General features: G+C 31.5%; 20 protein-coding genes and 1 pseudogene. 4 read left to right on the top strand and 17 right to left on the bottom strand.

Features of this window, described 5'->3' with window-relative positions; translation table 11 throughout:
* Positions 1 to 102: 102 nt before the first annotated feature.
* Both WY13_RS07210 and WY13_RS07215 read right to left on the bottom strand, forming a co-directional pair.
* A complete protein-coding gene (locus tag WY13_RS07210) occupies positions 103 to 657 on the bottom strand; it encodes an N-acetylmuramoyl-L-alanine amidase (RefSeq protein ID WP_082848423.1) in 555 nt (184 codons plus the stop codon).
* Complete coding sequence (locus WY13_RS07215) at positions 647 to 1,081, bottom strand: Ig-like domain-containing protein (protein WP_063555014.1); 435 nt, start codon at positions 1,079 to 1,081, stop codon at positions 647 to 649. Before WY13_RS07215 ends, WY13_RS07210 begins: the two co-directional genes overlap by 11 nt.
* 875 nt (positions 1,082 to 1,956) lie before the next feature.
* On the opposite strand from WY13_RS07215, the gene WY13_RS07220 reads away from it, so the two are divergent.
* Both WY13_RS07220 and WY13_RS07225 read left to right on the top strand, forming a co-directional pair.
* Positions 1,957 to 2,382 carry a MarR family winged helix-turn-helix transcriptional regulator gene (locus WY13_RS07220; protein WP_063555015.1) on the top strand — a complete coding sequence of 142 codons (426 nt, stop codon included), beginning with the start codon at positions 1,957 to 1,959 and terminating at the stop codon, positions 2,380 to 2,382.
* A 169-nt stretch (positions 2,383 to 2,551) separates the two neighbouring features.
* A complete protein-coding gene (locus WY13_RS07225) occupies positions 2,552 to 2,914 on the top strand; it encodes a carboxymuconolactone decarboxylase family protein (RefSeq protein WP_063555016.1) in 363 nt (120 codons plus the stop codon).
* A 499-nt stretch (positions 2,915 to 3,413) separates the two neighbouring features.
* Here WY13_RS07225 and WY13_RS07230 read toward each other — a convergent pair whose 3' ends face one another.
* The 10 genes and pseudogenes from WY13_RS07230 to WY13_RS07275 all read right to left on the bottom strand — a co-directional run bounded on the left by WY13_RS07230 (position 3,414) and on the right by WY13_RS07275 (position 9,889).
* On the bottom strand, positions 3,414 to 3,650 hold the full coding sequence (locus WY13_RS07230) for a cation transporter (RefSeq protein ID WP_063555017.1): 237 nt from the start codon (positions 3,648 to 3,650) through the stop codon (positions 3,414 to 3,416).
* Between the two features lie 505 nt (positions 3,651 to 4,155).
* A complete protein-coding gene (locus WY13_RS07235) occupies positions 4,156 to 4,527 on the bottom strand; it encodes a hypothetical protein (RefSeq protein WP_063555018.1) in 372 nt (123 codons plus the stop codon).
* A 111-nt stretch (positions 4,528 to 4,638) separates the two neighbouring features.
* On the bottom strand, positions 4,639 to 6,069 hold the full coding sequence (locus WY13_RS07240; RefSeq protein ID WP_063555019.1) for a HAMP domain-containing sensor histidine kinase: 1,431 nt from the start codon (positions 6,067 to 6,069) through the stop codon (positions 4,639 to 4,641).
* A gap of 56 nt (positions 6,070 to 6,125) precedes the next feature.
* Positions 6,126 to 6,821 (bottom strand): response regulator transcription factor, encoded by a 696-nt coding sequence (locus WY13_RS07245; RefSeq protein ID WP_063555020.1) that lies wholly within the window; start codon positions 6,819 to 6,821, stop codon positions 6,126 to 6,128.
* A 149-nt stretch (positions 6,822 to 6,970) separates the two neighbouring features.
* The gene (locus tag WY13_RS07250; protein ID WP_063555021.1) at positions 6,971 to 7,204 is read right to left on the bottom strand and encodes an SHOCT domain-containing protein; all 234 of its coding nucleotides are present in this window, start codon (positions 7,202 to 7,204) and stop codon (positions 6,971 to 6,973) included.
* 135 nt (positions 7,205 to 7,339) lie between these two features.
* Positions 7,340 to 7,903, bottom strand: a pseudogene (locus WY13_RS07255) (C40 family peptidase); the annotation flags it as partial.
* A 31-nt stretch (positions 7,904 to 7,934) separates the two neighbouring features.
* A complete protein-coding gene (locus tag WY13_RS07260; protein ID WP_063555023.1) occupies positions 7,935 to 8,129 on the bottom strand; it encodes a hypothetical protein in 195 nt (64 codons plus the stop codon).
* A gap of 57 nt (positions 8,130 to 8,186) precedes the next feature.
* Positions 8,187 to 8,387, bottom strand: coding sequence for a hypothetical protein (locus tag WY13_RS07265; protein WP_063555024.1), 201 nt, complete (start codon positions 8,385 to 8,387; stop codon positions 8,187 to 8,189).
* 13 nt (positions 8,388 to 8,400) lie between these two features.
* Entirely contained in the window at positions 8,401 to 9,123 is a 723-nt protein-coding gene (locus tag WY13_RS07270; RefSeq protein WP_063555025.1) for a YetF domain-containing protein, read from the bottom strand.
* A gap of 16 nt (positions 9,124 to 9,139) precedes the next feature.
* Positions 9,140 to 9,889, bottom strand: coding sequence for a YetF domain-containing protein (locus WY13_RS07275; protein WP_242866352.1), 750 nt, complete (start codon positions 9,887 to 9,889; stop codon positions 9,140 to 9,142).
* Positions 9,890 to 10,319: 430 nt separating this feature from the next.
* Here WY13_RS07275 and WY13_RS07280 point away from each other — a divergent pair, with 430 nt between their 5' ends.
* Entirely contained in the window at positions 10,320 to 10,790 is a 471-nt protein-coding gene (locus tag WY13_RS07280; protein WP_063555026.1) for a spore coat protein, read from the top strand.
* Between the two features lie 232 nt (positions 10,791 to 11,022).
* Here WY13_RS07280 and WY13_RS07285 read toward each other — a convergent pair whose 3' ends face one another.
* Entirely contained in the window at positions 11,023 to 12,213 is a 1,191-nt protein-coding gene (locus tag WY13_RS07285) for an SAM-dependent methyltransferase (RefSeq protein WP_063555027.1), read from the bottom strand.
* 169 nt (positions 12,214 to 12,382) lie between these two features.
* On the opposite strand from WY13_RS07285, the gene WY13_RS20920 reads away from it, so the two are divergent.
* Entirely contained in the window at positions 12,383 to 12,526 is a 144-nt protein-coding gene (locus tag WY13_RS20920; RefSeq protein ID WP_156498988.1) for a hypothetical protein, read from the top strand.
* 314 nt (positions 12,527 to 12,840) lie between these two features.
* On the opposite strand, the gene WY13_RS07290 is transcribed toward WY13_RS20920, so the two are convergent.
* Genes WY13_RS07290 through WY13_RS07305 form a run of 4 tightly spaced genes read right to left on the bottom strand, consistent with a single transcriptional unit; the run spans position 12,841 to position 16,501 of the window.
* Positions 12,841 to 13,134: a ferredoxin family protein gene (locus WY13_RS07290; RefSeq protein WP_063555028.1), complete on the bottom strand. Its 294-nt coding sequence runs from the start codon at positions 13,132 to 13,134 to the stop codon at positions 12,841 to 12,843.
* Complete coding sequence (locus WY13_RS07295; RefSeq protein ID WP_063555029.1) at positions 13,134 to 14,429, bottom strand: FAD-dependent oxidoreductase; 1,296 nt, start codon at positions 14,427 to 14,429, stop codon at positions 13,134 to 13,136. Before WY13_RS07295 ends, WY13_RS07290 begins: the two co-directional genes overlap by 1 nt.
* Positions 14,430 to 14,432: 3 nt before the next feature.
* On the bottom strand, positions 14,433 to 15,722 hold the full coding sequence (locus WY13_RS07300) for an FAD-binding protein (protein WP_063555030.1): 1,290 nt from the start codon (positions 15,720 to 15,722) through the stop codon (positions 14,433 to 14,435).
* Entirely contained in the window at positions 15,710 to 16,501 is a 792-nt protein-coding gene (locus WY13_RS07305; protein WP_242866353.1) for an electron transfer flavoprotein subunit beta/FixA family protein, read from the bottom strand. The genes WY13_RS07300 and WY13_RS07305 overlap by 13 nt, the downstream gene beginning before the upstream one ends.
* Positions 16,502 to 16,838: the final 337 nt, after the last annotated feature.

The following is a 16,838-nucleotide window of genomic DNA, read 5'->3' on the forward strand; positions in this document are numbered from 1 at the left end:
AGATTAAAAAAATAACAGGTATTAGCTACCTGTTATTTTTTTAATCTCTCTACTCTTAGTTTTCTATATTTAATTACAGTACCTAATTCTTTTATAGTTGTTTTACTTTTTCATTCCTAAATACTTGAGAATACCTGTAGCAATTGCTTCGGCATATTTATTTTGATATTCGGGAGTATTTAAAACTTTTTCCTGTTCAGGATTACTTATAAATCCAATCTCTGTCAATATAGCTACAGCATTTGTATTTTTTAAAACATAGTATCCTTCAGTTTTTACACCCCTGTCCTTTAATCCTGTTGCCTGTACTAACTCCTGCTCTACTGATTCTGCTAGTTTTTGTCCTTTTGAACTACCTTGAAAATAATATGTTTCCAATCCATTAACGCTTGATACATCCGCACTATTAGCATGTATAGCCACAAAATAATCTGCATTAACCTTATCTGATATATCACACCTTTTTTGAAGATCTTCCCCTTCATTAGATGGCCAAGCTACTTTATCAAATGTTCTTGTATAGACAACATTTATCCCATTTTTAGATAGTATTTCTCCTACTTTTAACGCTATAGGCAATGTAATGTTTTTTTCTAAAACTCCTGTAGGGCCAACTGCTCCAGAATCATATCCTCCATGTCCAGCATCAATAGTTATAGTTTATTGGAGACTCTCCTATATTTTCACTTACTGTTATAAATTTCATCCTCACTGGCTTTAATAAGTTTTTTCCTGTAGAAGATTGCACTCCCTTTGTTACAATCAATGTATAACTTTTTCCATATTCATAATTGTCTGTTGGTGAAACTATTATAGATTTATTATCATCTCCTATATTAACATTTACGTTAATAGCATTGTTATTTTCATCTTGCACCAAAACATTATTATTATTTATTGTATTGCTATTTAAACTATTATTAAACTTTACAGTTAATACCTTATTTATTGAAACAGGACTAATTTTAGAGTTAATATCCACATAATCTGTATCACTTGCTGCCAAACACTTACTTGAAACAGAAAGTATTAAAAACAATATTGACAAAGTGAATAATGTAATACCCTTTATAGACTTCAAACTCATTCCTCCTAGCCTTTTTATCGATAGAGTAGTTTTTAAATTATTATTTTATTATCCTAGATGTTCGGTAATCACTGAACAAAAAATTTACCATATCTTCAGCACGAAATTTACGAATATGTCCTGTTATCAGCAAACATGGCTATGTGGTGATAGTTGTCCATTGAATAAAAAACTAAATCATCTGATTACAAGTGATCTTTTGCTTAATACCTCTACACCATCACTCCTTCCTCTATATTCTTTAACTTGCTTAAATATCTTGTATAGTATATCTGTATACCACTCCACAAGCTCATATTTTTACAACTTTAAGTTTATTTATAAATAATCTACAATTTATCAAATTCTGCTATATTATATATAACTAATATGTAGATTTTATGAAGATAATGTATAAATTAGTGAAAAAATCCCTAATTGGTTAATTAAGAATACATTGCTCGAGCTATTTTAGCCATTCAAGAAGCGTAAAATCTGATAATTTTACAATAAAAAAGCAGAAACTATTCTTTTTCAATTAATTACTGGGATAGATCAATCAAAAATTATGTTGAAAGTGATCATGCCTTCAAATTTGTATTTAAATATGAAATTTCTAGGATAAAGATATTAAAAGATCCTTCACTAGCTTTCGGAGAAGCTTATATTAATGTAACCATTGATTTTAAAGGCAATCTTGAACAAATTGTTGAAACAGTCTACGAAATTAAGACTTCTTTGAAATATATAGAATAGTGTATCGCATACGATATTAAAATTTTTTCAGTGTTATGCTAAACGTTAATTTAACAAAGTAAAATTCTATTTAATTATATAAAAATTTTATAGTATAATAATTAATGTTAACTTTTATACGAGGAGAGGTTTAAATGTTCGATGTTGATACATGTGTGTGTTTTATTACGAATAAAGTTGCTAAGAAAATGGCAGATAAGATGAATGAAAGATTAGTTTTAGTTGGTTCAACCAGAGTTCAATGGCTTGTTATGTATTACTTGTTAAGAGATGGTAGAATGAGTCAAAGTGACCTAGGTGAAAAAATGGATATAAAAGATTCAACTGTTGTTAGACTAATAGATAGAATGGAAAAGGAACAATTTGTAGAAAGAGTTAAAGATAAGAAAGATAGAAGAGTTACTTATGTGTTACTAACTGAAAAAGGCAAAAAAAGAATTGAGGAATTACTCCCAATTGGAGAGGAAATGAGCAAAGTTTTTTCTAAAAATATAAGTAATGAAGAATTTGAAATTTTTAATAAAGTTTTAAATAAGATGGCTGAAAATGCAGATGATTAAGAAAATATACATACTGCAAATCCTAATTGGGGCTACTGTACTGATGTTTTTTATTACAGTAGCCTTAATTAGTTATAAATAATATTTTTATAAAGTATTGCAATGCGTTAAAATACTTGCTATACTAACGGTAAGCATTGCAAATATTTTAGTATAGGGGGAATTTATTATGGCAAAGAATCCAAGGGAAATTTTAAATGACTTCATGGGCGGCTTACAAGAGGTAGGACAAACTAACGGTAAACAAGTAAATGCTTTCATGCACCTTTTAAAAACTAATTACAAACCAGGAGCTATAGATACAAAAACAAAAGAATTGATCAGTGTAGCTATTGGGGCATACAATAGATGCGAATATTGTATAGTTTTTCACGTTTACAAGGCTTTAGAAGCAGGCGCAAATAGAGAAGAAATAATGGATGCGGCTATGGTTGCAGTAGCATTTGGTGGGGGGCCTTCTATGGCATATACTGTAACTTTATTAAAGGATTCAATTGACGAATTTGAAAATGATTTCAAACAAGGTGCTTAAAAAAATATCTGTAGGTAGAAGAATTCTACCTACAGATTGTTTGTGTAACAAAATAAACCGCTAAGCAAGTGGTTTACTTTGTTACACAAAAATGACTGTCGCATTTTGCAACGGTCTCCTATAATAAACAAATCTCTAGAATCACTAGTATTTAATAGTTTTATCTTGCACAAACTACTTTTTCAATGTGATACATTCAATTTCAACAAGTCCATTCAAAGGTAATCTAACCATTCTCCACCACATGTGTATGCTGTATGTTGCTACGGACTATCCCACACAGTAATATTATAACGTTATTTCTTCTCTTTTAATGAATACGTATTCAATTTTTTCAATTACAGTATAGAGTGCCAAAATTTGGACTCTAAAATTATTATCTACAGCTTATAGCTCTTATCAGGATTTTCCTGTTTGCAATCGTGAGTTATATGCCTTCATTTTTAAAGTCTTTATTAGTAAATTAAAAACTAACTGTATCGTTTATTTCTAAATAATGTTACTTTATTCTAACAACAACTTGAGGTTCCTTATCTTGTATAATATATTTTGCTTTAATTATAATAGAATCAATATCATTAACATTAGTAATTTGTATAGTAAGTGTTTGGTTTTCAAAATCCATAATAGCGTCACTAACCCCATTTAATGCATTAACTCTTTCTTCTATGATTTTAGCACTTGTTTCACCGTACAAACCCTGTAAGAATAACTCCTTCTTTATTTTATTAAGCATACTTTATCCTCCATTGTAAATTCTTCATTCAAGCCATCTCAGGCTAACTTAGCTCTTCCTGTAGAATTGTATAGTAGAAATTATAGATAAATAACAAAAGAAAAACTTAATCCAGTATTTTAAAAAGTACCTGGTTTATAAACACTCTTCAAATTGTTGCCTATATTTTAAAACATAATAGACAGGCAAATACCTGTTTATGTATTCTGCCTGCCTTTAACGTTTTTATACGACACTGTGAACATTATAGTAAATAAATAATCCAATAGCACCTACTAGAATTATAAATATATATACCTCACCACATGTCTAATAACGGAACTGAACCTTCTGGCGGTATGTTTACAACAATCGTTTATTGTTAACTTAAAATCTAAATAAAATCACATTATCTCTAACCATATTTTGTACTAGTAGTAAATAATAATTAATAAAGCTTACTTATAAATATAATAAAAGATGAAACTTAGTATCTATCACTAAATTTCACCTTTTATTACATTTGCTATCTTCCCATCATAGATTGATGCATATTTATCATATCTTGTTTGCTAACAGATTCCATCATCTTTGCCATTGGAGCATATCCATTGGCTTTCATTATATCAATCATTTTCTTATAATCTTCATCTGTTAGGTTGCTCATAAATTTATTCATAGAATCAAAATCGTTATTTTCCATCGCTTTTGCCTCATCACTAAAGCCATTTTCTCTCATAATCTTTAACATATTATTAAAATTATTTGTATTTTGGTAACTTACATTGTCATTCACTTTATTAGAATTTATATAATCTTTTCCTTGTGCATAAGCTACTGAAATTCCTCCTATAGCTAATATTGCTGCTGTTATCAAAACAATTAATCTCTTTTTCATAAGAATCTCCCCTTTTTATTTTCTCTTCTCTATGTTTTTATTATAAGTTTTAATTGTGTAGAAAATATGGAGAAGAAATCTTCGAGAAAAAAATATAAGGAGAAGTAGTTACTACCCCTTCTTGCCAATTTCACAAATTGTCCGTTTAGGAAATTGTACTATGAATGTACTTCCCTCTTCTTCTTTACTTTCCACACTTATTTTTCCACCGTGAGACTCTACTAAACTTTTAGTAATAGTCAGCCCTATTCCTGAGCCACCTGTATTTTTATTTCGGGATAAATCAGTTCTATAAAACCTCTCAAAAATATAAGGTATATCTTTTTCTGGAATACCTATTCCATTATCTTGAACTTTAATGCAAATGCCTTCCTTTTCTCTCTTAAGCTCTACTAATACTTTCCCCCGGGATTTTAAATATTTATAGCTATTTGATAATAAGTTATGCATTATCTGCTTCAACTTATCCTTATCCATATACACCCATATATTTTTATCAATATTAAACATAATAGTATAATTGTTTTTTGAATATAAAAGCTCAAAGCTTAATATAATTTTTTCTAATTCACTTGATAAGTTGAATTTTGTTTTATTTAGTTTTGAATCTGCTTGCTCCAACTTTGCTAAATTACGCAGATTATCTACTAAGCTTGTTAATCTTTCTATTTCATCATAAAAACTCTGAAGTCTCTCTTCTGTTGGTTCCCATATACCATCTATTAATGCTTCTACATGAGTTTTAAGCGTAGTAAGAGGTGTTCTAATTTCATGTGCCATATCAGAAGTCAATCTTTTTCTAAGCATTTCTTGGTTTTGTAGTGTTTCTGCTAAATAATTTATTGAAGCTGAAAGTTCTTCTATTTCCTTAGTTTTACTTTTAACTTCTGAACGAACAGCTAAATTTCCTTTTCTCATTTCATTAGCAGTTTTAGTTATTTTAACTAATGGTTTCGTAAGTTGTTTAGCTAAAATAAAGCTTACTCCTAATCCAAATATTAATGCTATGAAACCTGAAAGTATAAAGGAATGGTTTAATGTCATTTTGAAAGTCAGTGCCCCTTGACTTAGATATGAGGTTCCAAAATATCCAACAATTATTGTTCCAATATTTTTTTTATCTTTTACTAAAGAATGTGTCTCTTCCTTATATTCTCCTGCACTCATATCTGAATATTTACCCATCCCATTTTTCATCATGTTTCCCATCATTGATTCCATCATGTTTTTGTGCTGAAGATGAGAATTACCTGAATCAAATATTATATTTCCACTTGTATCTTTTACTTGTATATAAAGTTCTTCTAATACAGCATATCGTAATAGTTCGTCTTTATTAGAATTCGTAAATCCAGTTTTATCATTATATAAATCCTGAGCAGTAGCTACGATTTTATTTACTTTATCTTTCTGCTCATCTACTAAATAATTATCGAACTTTTTTCCCACCATATAATTTGAGACAAAGCCTGCTATTAATATGGCACCTAATACAGTGATAAGAAAGCCTACAGATAACTTTTTCATCAAGGACATTTTCATTTCAGTCCACCCCACTCATTATAAACCTACAATATTTTAAATTATTATGTCTCTTGCTAATCTACAAATTTATATCCCATACCGTATACAGTAATAATATATTTAGGTTCTTTATGATTATCCTCTATTTTTTGTCTTATATTTTTTATATGACTATCAATAGTTCTGTCAAACCCTTCATAATCTACTCCAAAAGCTTTCTGCACTAATTGTTCCCTTGAAAACACCTGTCCTGGATTCGTTAACAATGCTAACAATATTTTAAATTCATTAGTAGTTAAGCTTATGTACAGACCAGCCTTCTTTACTTTCATTTTATTTACATCTACCTCTAAATCACCGTTATTAAAGATCAGATAATCAGCTAGAGGACTTGACTCTCTGTATGACCTTCTTATTAGAGCCTTTACTCTTCCAACTAATTCACGAGCACTAAAAGGCTTAGTTAAGTAATCATCTGCTCCAATAGCTAACCCTTCAATTTTATCATCTTCTTCTGATTTGGCTGTTAACATAATTATAGGCACATCAGATGTCGCTCTTATTCTATTACAAATCTCTTCTCCTGATACCTTGGGAAGCATTAAATCCAAAACAACTAGATGAATCACTTCATTCTTAAATAATTTTAACGCTTTTTCACCATCTTCAGCAGTTAACACATCAAAGCCTTCCCTTTTTAAATAGGCTTCTACTACTTCAACAATCTTAGGTTCATCATCAATTACTAATATTGTCTTTATATCACTCATTATTAACACCTCTTTACCATAACATCTTGTTTTTAAACTTTACTATATTTTATCATATGTCAAACCGTCATTATTAATAAATATAAATCAACCCTCTAGTTGTAAAAACTAGAGGGTATACAGTTAGCTTTTTCTAGAAGTTAAATTTTTTATTTCTTCTGTGTTATAATAGTTCTTCTTTTAGTATATTCTTCTTCACTAATTTCTCCATTAGCAAACTTTTCATCAAGTATTTTTAAAGCGCCATTAGAGTTTGGTGTATAACTTTTTATAAACTTAACTCCAAGTACTATTAAAACTATGAATACTAATATTCTAATAGCCATCATCATAGACATCCATGGGCTAAATCCAAAACCTGAACCTCCAAATCCGCAAAACATATTAATTTCCCCCTAAAATATTAATTTTTTACTGTTCTTAATTTATTATTTGAGTTAATTATAGCTAATAAATGTGGAGGAAATATGGAGATTTTATTTTTTTAAAATTCGTCCATACGCTCATAAATTTACACATTATTTAACCCTGCGAACTGTTATATAGTCGCTCCTACTAATTGGAGAAATCTTAATTACATCTCCAGTATGAGGAGCATGTATCATTGCACCATTACCCACGTACATACCCATATGAGTAGGGTTACCATCCTTACCAAAGAAAACTAAGTCTCCTGGCTGTAATTGGTCTCTCGATACACCTACTCCATCATTTATCTGATCATAAGTAGTTCTTCCTACAGAAATTCCAAAGTGTCTATATACATACTGAGTGAAACCAGAACAATCAAACCCACTAGGTGTAGTTCCACCCCATAAATATGGTGTTCCTAGAAAATTTGAAGCATACGCTACAACATTATCATTACTTATAGATGCCCCCCCTCTAGAAAGAGTTATCTTAGGTGCTTCACTTCTTATATTAGCGACCTGGTTTACAGCTGTACTCACAGCATTTTGTTCAGCCAACGCATATTGTCTCTGCTGCTGTTTAGTTTGCTCTATTAGCTTTTTTTGATCATTTTTATTTTTATTAAGTTCATTTAACTTATTCTCATTTTCGGATTTTAACGCCAACTTATCATCAACAGTTTCATTATATACTTCTTTCGGATTAAGATTTTCCTTGCTCCATCATGGTTTTAATTTCTTGCTGAAGTTGAGAGACATTTTTCATTTTTGCATCCCTTAGTTGGGTGAAAAGCTGACGTACTTCTGGGTTACTAATCTCCATCATGTATTTATTATACATAGATTGTAACATCATTTCATCCTGTAAAGAATCGTGTAAAAAGTCCATATTATTCATGAAGTATCACTCCTTTAATTAAGGATGACATACCTTTACGTATGTCACGTCTAAGATTTAAACAATTGAAAACTTTGACATAGTTTGTGTTAATGTATTGTAGTGATTACGTGATCCCTGTTCCATTGATTTTAACATTTGCTTTAACTTTGGATCGTTAATTTGTCCTGACATAGAAGCATATTTTTTTGCCATGCCGTCTTCATGGAATTGCATTTTCTTAAAAGCATTATTCATTATTTCTTGTTCAGTAAGCATTTTTATAACCTCCTTATTTTTCAGTAATCACAGAATAGTATAATTCTCCTGACGAATCAATTAATGCGGCATAAACATCTTTTACATTTGCAATACCTTTTTTAAGCAATTCATCTTTCAGCCATTTCTCATCATATCCTAATTCTTTTAAATTTTTTTCTTCAATCTTCCCCTCATTGATAAGGAGAGTTGGAAGACCAGCACCCATGGTCTGAATATTTAAATCCTTTGGAGTTACAGGCTGATAATCTGATTTTTTTAGAACACTTACATGACCGCTGGTTTCCAAAACTGCAGCTTCCACTTCACTAAGATTAGGGGCATCTATGCTACGTATATCAGATAATAGTAATTCTAATGGAAAGAAAGCTTTTGCCATGTTAGGTCGGAGAATCTTCCCACCGGATACTAATGGTATTGATTTTCCCATTACAACCTTAGCAAAAGTTCTATTTTTTACAGCTATATAGGATATAAGATAATGAAGACTGTATATCACAACAATTATAACAGCAGTATTAATAAAACTTATTTTAGCTTCAAATAATGGAGCTGCTGTTACTCCACCCATCATCCAGAAAAATGCAAAATCATAGCCTGCAAACTGGCCTCCAGCTCGGTGTGGTAAAACTTTTCCTTCTAGGAATAGCAAAATTCCAACTACAATACTACGTAAAGTAAATATAAATGGGCTAATTTCCTTAGCACTTCCAAATACATCTTTTAATAATTCCATTGTCATCCCTTCTTTACTATATACTCATGTAGATTGTTCCATCTGACTCAAGCATAGCTAAAAATATGTCTTTTGGATTGGTAATGCCCTTTTCTTTTAATTTTGTCATTAGCCAATCATGGTCCAATCCCATGACATGAAGATTTTTTTCGTCTATTTTTCCATCATAAATAAGAATTGTAGGTAGTGCTGCCATTTTAGGTGGTAAGTTCATCTGTTTTCTTGTAATTGGTAATGCTTCAGGCTTTTTGATAATACTTATTTTTCCATAAGGCTCTAGTACAATGGTATCAATTTCTGATAGATTATGAGCTCCTTTTAATCTTAATTGTCCTAATAAATTATCCAGTGTTACATGGCAATCAAGCATATTTTGCCTGAGTATTATTCCATCCTTCATAAGAATTGTTGGTTTTCGATCGATTAAATTAGGCCATTTTATATCTAAATAAGACAAAAAGATATTTACAAAGGCATAAACAAAAGTAATTACTAATCCAGAAGTAAGAGAAGATTCTGGATTTAACATTCTAATAGCAGCTAAACTGACAATTCCAGCGGCTACCAAATAGTTATGACCTGACAAAATTCCTACTTGACGGTGACCCATCAAGCGAGTTGCAATAATCAATGCAATATAAAGTATAACAGCCCTTAAAGCCAAAGCAAACGCTGATAAATTTTTACTTCCTTCCATAAATGAATTCCAATTCAAAGCAAACCCTCCTGTATTCCTCAAAAGTACATGAAGATTATTAATCTTCATGCCTCCTAAACTATTATCATTGGTAATTATTTTTCAAGTAGTCCTGAAAGAATAACTGCCAGGATAATAATGATGATACCAGCATATAAATGAGTTTTTGATAAAACTTTGGAAGTATTTGGGATTTTAGTCATTTCTATCTAATTTTCTTGATTTTGTGGTGTAGATGGACTTATAAGGCTATGCATTTTAGGACCATATACTTTAATTTATTATTTCTAAAAAACTCATATTTAGTATGATATTTTTAGAATCATTATATTCAATAAAAAACTTTTACTATATAAGTAATACAATATATCCAATAGAATTTAAGATTTCCGCTACTAAACTCTAAGTGTATAATATTATTTTTATTGCTTAAAATATATGCTGGAGGCTGAATGATTAATAATCATTTAGTATCAATAAGGAATACAGGAGGGGTATTATGCAAATACAACTTAGTCAAAAAGAAAGAATGCTTTTAGAAGATGAAAAACATCAAGAGGGAATTTGTATAAAAAAATATCAAAACTATGCAGAGCAAGCTCAGGATTCCCAATTGAAACAACTTTTCAATAAGCTTGCTGGAGAGGAGCAACATCACTATAATATTATTGATCAAATGCTTCAAGGACAACAACCTAATCTCAGTCATGGTCAGCAACCTATGGCTCAAGGAGGACAAATGCAGCAATCATCTTATCAGGGAGCTATGAGTAATGCAGGTGATGAAGTACTTTGCAGTGATTTATTAGCAACTGAAAAATATGTATCAGGTACTTATGACACAGGAATTTTCGAAGCTGTAAATCCTGTAATAAGGCAAGCGCTTCAACATATTCAACATGATGAACAACAACATGGTCAAGACCTCTTTAATTATATGAATAGTCATGGTATGTATAATGTAAAATAATAATTGTTTTGATTAAAGACAATTATCATTGTCAAGTATGCGAAGATACATATCGTCAATATACTGCAAAATGCAGAAACATGACTAGTATTTAAAAGTTTATAGAATTTAAAGTAAAGTGTACTACGTAAATTAAAGTAGTACACTTTACTATTTAATGATATTATACTGCAAAATAAAAATCTCTATTAGGTTTAATGTAAATAATCTTTAAAAATGCTTTAATGTAAATTTATCGATAAAGGTAGTGTCTTGTCATTGGCAATTTGTTATTAAGTCCTTTAGAGAAAATAATTTGGTGAATGTCTAAATCGCTAGCACGGAAAGATGCAGCGCAAGAATTTAGATATAGTCTCCACATTTTAACAAAACGTTCACCATATTTTTCTCGAATACAATCTATATTCTTCTCAAAGTTTTTTGCCCAATGTTCTAAAGTTTTTGCATAATGTAATCGCAGACTTTCTGTGTCTAATAAGTGAAAGTCGTTTTCGGGTAAAAGCCAAATTAACTCACGAATTGAAGGGACATACCCCCCAGGAAAAATGTATTTACGAATCCATCGATTACAAGGCATCTCGATCTTTCCTGTAATACAATGTAAAACAGATATACCTCCAGGAACAAGAAGTTTATCTACTGCCTGCATATACTTAGGTAAGTTTGCTTTTCCCACATGCTCTACCATTCCAACACTGACTACTTTATTAAATTTACCACCATTACTTTCTGCAAGGGTTCGATAATCCATCAATTTTACATCTACCTGTCCTGTTAACCCAAGTTCGGCAATACGCTGCTTTGTTTTGGTATACTGTTTCTCACTCAAGGTTATACCTAAAGCTTTTACTCCATATTGCTGTGCAGCACGAATAATCAACCAACCCCACCCACAACCTATGTCTAGTAATGTTTCTCCTGGATGCAGCTGTAGTTTTTTTAGTATGTAATCAATTTTTTGTAATTGAGCCTGATAAAGAGAATCCTCTGGTGAACAAAAATAAGCACAGGAATAGCTCATAGTTTCATCCAACCACAGTTCATAAAAATCGTTTCCCAAATCATAATGGTGCTCAATATCTTTTCGTTGATTTATTAGAGAAGTTGATTTATTTTCACTAGCAAAGAATTTTTGTACTCCATGGAAACCTTTCTTTTCAAAAAAAGGAATCTTAATTTTGTAGACTGTTTCAACAATTTGTTCAAGATTACCTTTAAAATCAATAATTCCATCCATATAAGCTTCTCCGAAAGCTAATGAAGGATCTTTTAACATCTTCATTCCAGAAATTTTATCTTTAAATATAACTTTAAAGGCAGGAGCACCTTGACCATAATTTTCACTTGATCCATCCCAGTAATCAATTGAAAAAGAATAGTCTTTTATTTTTTCACAAAATTTATGTATAACACTCTTTTCCACATTTTCACTCCCTTTGTAATTAATACAACATTAATTATTGACGTAATTAAAAATTATATTCAAATATTGTAATTAAGTCACAATCTTCTTAGTATTATGCCATATATCTATCATTAAATATATATTTTAACCATATAATATCTACAGATAAGTTCTTAGGAGGAAAATAATGTATCAGAACTCAAACAGATGTCCACTTACATCAAATACTACAAGAATATGCAGTAGTAATCCTGTAAATACTGCTGTAGAAGTGTCTAAAATTGTTTTTACTTATATGAAACCTAACGCAGTTATAAAGGAACGAATTTAAAAATATTCTTATAGTCTCTGGTATTTACATGAATAGTATACACTGCATTATAGCCATATCCTTTTCCATTCCATATAGCTTCTAATAATTGTATCTTCACGAAGTGCTTTTTCTATTAGAAAACTCCTTGCATAGTTAAAGATACCATTCAAATCAGTTCCGGTTCCTTGGTCTTGACAAATAAATGAAACCTCCTTATATGTACTAAGTGCAGTGGATTTTACTAGCCATTAGCAAACTATAATTAAAATAAAAAATCTGAAATGCATTTATCACATCTCAGATTTTTTGTTTCTATTTAACACATAATTCTGTTATGCCAATCTAAACTGTATGCCAAAGCCTCCCCTTGGGAAGCTCCAATCAATATTATCATGAGAACAAGCTATACGACAGGCCCCACATTCAAGGCAACCTTCATAACCAACAGTAATATGTCCATCCTTAAATTCATAAACATGGGCTGGGCAAATGAAAGTGCAGGTCTTTTCCTTACAATTCTCACATACTGCCTGATCCTTTATAGCTAGGTGTGAAAGAGTATCCACATTATAAGTATTTAAAAATAATTTATCATCAATATTAGCTTTTACTTTTGTATCTTCCATTATTTCATCGCCCTCCATATTTTAAATCCATCCATACCCATACTTAATATAGATTTTCCACCAGCCATGTGTTTAATAGCTAATTTTTGCTTTTTACTCTTTGATACTCCATCTACAGTAAACATTTCACTCATTACCTTGTTAGCTGCTGGTATATAATGATTAAAGAAGTGCGGATTTTCTTCCATAGTTGTAGATGCATTCTTATATTTTTTTAGATCTTTTATAACATAACTTTCTTTAAGTAAATCTTGATAACGTGACAGTGTCTGTTCATTGAATTTGCCTAGTTTCTTAGCTTGTATAATAGTCTCAGCAGCAAAACGTCCGGAGGTCATTCCTAAATTTGATCCTTCCCTATGAATACCATTTACAAACTGTGCTGAGTCACCAATTACGAGTACTCCATCTCCTACTAATTTAGGTATACTGTTATATCCTCCTTCTGGAATTAAGTGTGCATAATATTCACTTGCTTCACTTCCTGCAATTAAAGGCTTTATAACAGGGTGCTGTTTTATATATTCTAATAACTCATAAGGCTTAACATTTCTCTCACTCATCTGTGAAAGCAAAGCTCCACAGCCAATAGATATATGTTCCTTATTGGTATAGATAAAAGCTGTACCTACCATTCCTAAGGTTCCATCACCAAACATTTCTATGGTTGCACCCATACCTTTGTCCAAGTTGAACCTTTCTTCAATTTTATCTGAAGGAAGCTTTAATTCCTCCATAACTGCAAGAGCTACCTGATCCTTACGCCATTCTTTATGGAAGCCAAGACTTTTAGCTAGTAATGAGTTAACCCCATCGGCAAGAACAACCACATCAGCATAAATATCTCCATCTGGTCTATCTGTTCTAACTCCAATCACCTTATTATTTTCTACAATACATTCCTTTACAACGGTCTCGCTTACAATTAGCGCACCAGCTTCTATGCATTTTTTTGAAAACCATTGATCAAACTTGCCTCTAAAGACTGTGAAATTATTATAAGGAGGCTTTGACCATTCTATCCCTCTGTAACCTGTTTTCGCTACCGATTCTTTACCTAGAAGCCAAAAGTTTTGCTCAACAATAGGACGCTCAAGAGGTGCTTCCTTCCAAAACTCTGGAATAACTTCTTCCATCATGTGGCGGTATAATACTCCACCCATAACATTTTTTGAGCCAGGATATTTACCTTTTTCAATAACAATAACATTTAGACCTTCTTTTGCCATTACATATGCTGCTGCAAGCCCTGAAACTCCGGCACCTACAACAATAACATCAAATTTTTCAGCCAATCTTTAAACCTCCTTTGTAATTGCAGATAAATTTCTAGTTTTTGCTTTTGAAATATCTCCAAGTGCTTCCTTAAAACTAATAATTAGCTTAGGCAATACTTCAAATATGTCTCCCTGAATTCCGTAGGTAGCCAGCTTCATCATTTCACATTCAGTATCTGTATTTATACAAACTATAGTTTCTGCTCCCTGAATTCCAACGGTATGCTGTATTGCACCTGAAATCCCTATAGCAAAGTATAGCTTTGGAGATACAGTTTGACCTGTCTGCCCAACTTGACGTTTATGATCTACCAATCCCTTCTCTACTGCACCACGACTTCCTGCCACTACTCCCCCAATGACTTTTGCTAGTTCCTCCAGCAATTTAAATCCTTGTTCATTCTGTACACCTCTTCCGCCGCAAACTATAATTTTAGCATCCTCAAGTTTTGCATTTTCTGACTGTTCCTTAATAATTTCTACAACTTTAGTTTTAAGAGATTTTTCTTCAATTTTAAAGGTCTCTTTAACTATAGAGCCTGTTTTATTTACTTTAGATTCTGGCATCTGCATAACTCTTGGGCGAACAGTAGCCATTTGAGGACGACGTTTTTCACATACAATAGTGGCCATTATATTTCCTCCAAAGGCCGGACGACTGGCAAGTAGTACTCTTTTATCTAAGTCAATGTCCAGATGAGTACAGTCTGCTGTAAGTCCAGTTTTCTTTGCAGTTGCAACGGCACCAGCTAAATCCCTACCTGTAGTTGTTGCTCCCATTAACAATATTTCTGGTTTATACTTATCTATTAAATAGCAGAAAGCTCTGCTATAAGTCTCAGCTCTATAGAAATGAAATACTTCATCGTCTATAACATATATGGTATCTGCGCCATATGAAAAAAGCTCAGATATTATAGCTTCAACTTTATCACCTAATAAAACTGTACATACTTTTACCCCTAATTTCGAAGCAAGCTTTCTTGCAGCACCAATAAGTTCAAGAGTAACAGAGGCTAACTCACCTTCCAATTGTTCTGCAAAAACCCATACATCTCCAGTATGCTTTTCTGACTTTGAAACTTTGTTATCTTCCTTAGTATCATTCTTTAGAGTATCATTAGCTTTCTTTTTGCCATCTAAAACACTTAATGCAGAAACTGGACATACAGATACACACTTTCCACATTCAATACACTTTTCTTTACTAACTACTAGTTTACTTTCCCCATTAATCTCCAAAGCATCGAATGGACAACTTGGGATACATGATTCACATCCAATACAGGAATTTGAAATTATAACTGCCATCTAACTATTCCTCCTTTCAAGCTATCTGTAAGCTGTTTTACCATTTCATCAACATTGCCCTTTAATAATTTTCCACCTGACCTTTGAGGTGGAGGAAATATACGTCGAACTGAAGTTGGAGAACCTTTAAGTCCTAACTGACTCATGTCTGCTTCAAAATCATTAATTCCCCAAGCTGTTGATTTATAACGAGCTGCTCTGATCATATTTGGTAGTGGAGAAAAACTTAAATCGTTTATATCTTTTTCTATTGTGATTAAGCATGGAAGTTTTGATTCAACAACCTCATAACCATTATCAATTTTTCTGTATATTACCACAGTATTATTTTTTAAATTTAAAGATTTTATTTTTTGCACATAGGTTAACTGAGGTATACCAAGTCTAGATGCGATACCTGGTCCAACCTGAGCAGTATCTCCATCTATAGCCTGCTTTCCACAAAATACTAAGTGAATAGGCTCCTTTTCCATTATTTTTTTTATTCCTACTGAAAGTATATAACTTGTAGCTAGGGTATCAGATCCAGCAAAGACCCTATCTGAAAGAAGATACCCTTCATCTGCTCCCATTTCAATACACTTTTTAATAACTTCCTGTGCTTGAGGTGGACCCATAGAAATAATAGAAACCTTACCACCAAACTTATTTTTAATTTTTACAGCTTCTTCTACAGCATGTTCATCATAAGGATTAATAATTGTAGGTGCACTTGATCTGTCTAAGGTATTTGTTTTTGGATCCATTTTAATTTCTGTAGTATCCGGTACTTGTTTCACACAAACTAAAGTATGCAACTAAACAACAACTCCTTCAATTTTTATTTAAAATTATTATTTACAATCATTTTTCATTATTTGTGCTCTATTATATAAGTCTCATGTGAAGAAAAAATGAAGATTAAATAATTTAAAAAATTTATTTAAAACAAGTTTTGGTACGTAAATATTTTTATATAAATCTTCATAACTTCTACACAACTATTATGTAATATTATATCTATTAAATGTATTTATCCGATGACTACCCGCTCTAATACTCCCATCTTCTTCAAAGTGGAAGTAAAGAGTAGCTACGTCCCTGGATTCGTTCAACTAAAAATCATGTGGAGTTTGG

This window comes from Clostridium ljungdahlii, assembly GCF_001636845.1.
GTDB lineage: Bacteria > Bacillota > Clostridia > Clostridiales > Clostridiaceae > Clostridium_B > Clostridium_B ljungdahlii_A.

Coding starts and splice junctions, on each gene's coding strand:
- WY13_RS07220 (WP_063555015.1), top strand. CDS start 1,957: ATGTTCGATGTTGATACATGTGTGTGTTTTATTACGAATAAAGTTGCT.
- WY13_RS07225 (WP_063555016.1), top strand. CDS start 2,552: ATGGCAAAGAATCCAAGGGAAATTTTAAATGACTTCATGGGCGGCTTA.
- WY13_RS07230 (WP_063555017.1), bottom strand. CDS start 3,650: ATGCTTAATAAAATAAAGAAGGAGTTATTCTTACAGGGTTTGTACGGT.
- WY13_RS07235 (WP_063555018.1), bottom strand. CDS start 4,527: ATGAAAAAGAGATTAATTGTTTTGATAACAGCAGCAATATTAGCTATA.
- WY13_RS07240 (WP_063555019.1), bottom strand. CDS start 6,069: ATGAAAATGTCCTTGATGAAAAAGTTATCTGTAGGCTTTCTTATCACT.
- WY13_RS07245 (WP_063555020.1), bottom strand. CDS start 6,821: ATGAGTGATATAAAGACAATATTAGTAATTGATGATGAACCTAAGATT.
- WY13_RS07250 (WP_063555021.1), bottom strand. CDS start 7,204: ATGTTTTGCGGATTTGGAGGTTCAGGTTTTGGATTTAGCCCATGGATG.
- WY13_RS07260 (WP_063555023.1), bottom strand. CDS start 8,129: ATGAATAATATGGACTTTTTACACGATTCTTTACAGGATGAAATGATG.
- WY13_RS07265 (WP_063555024.1), bottom strand. CDS start 8,387: ATGCTTACTGAACAAGAAATAATGAATAATGCTTTTAAGAAAATGCAA.
- WY13_RS07270 (WP_063555025.1), bottom strand. CDS start 9,123: ATGGAATTATTAAAAGATGTATTTGGAAGTGCTAAGGAAATTAGCCCA.
- WY13_RS07275 (WP_242866352.1), bottom strand. CDS start 9,889: ATGAAGATTAATAATCTTCATGTACTTTTGAGGAATACAGGAGGGTTT.
- WY13_RS07280 (WP_063555026.1), top strand. CDS start 10,320: ATGCAAATACAACTTAGTCAAAAAGAAAGAATGCTTTTAGAAGATGAA.
- WY13_RS20920 (WP_156498988.1), top strand. CDS start 12,383: ATGTATCAGAACTCAAACAGATGTCCACTTACATCAAATACTACAAGA.
- WY13_RS07290 (WP_063555028.1), bottom strand. CDS start 13,134: ATGGAAGATACAAAAGTAAAAGCTAATATTGATGATAAATTATTTTTA.
- WY13_RS07300 (WP_063555030.1), bottom strand. CDS start 15,722: ATGGCAGTTATAATTTCAAATTCCTGTATTGGATGTGAATCATGTATC.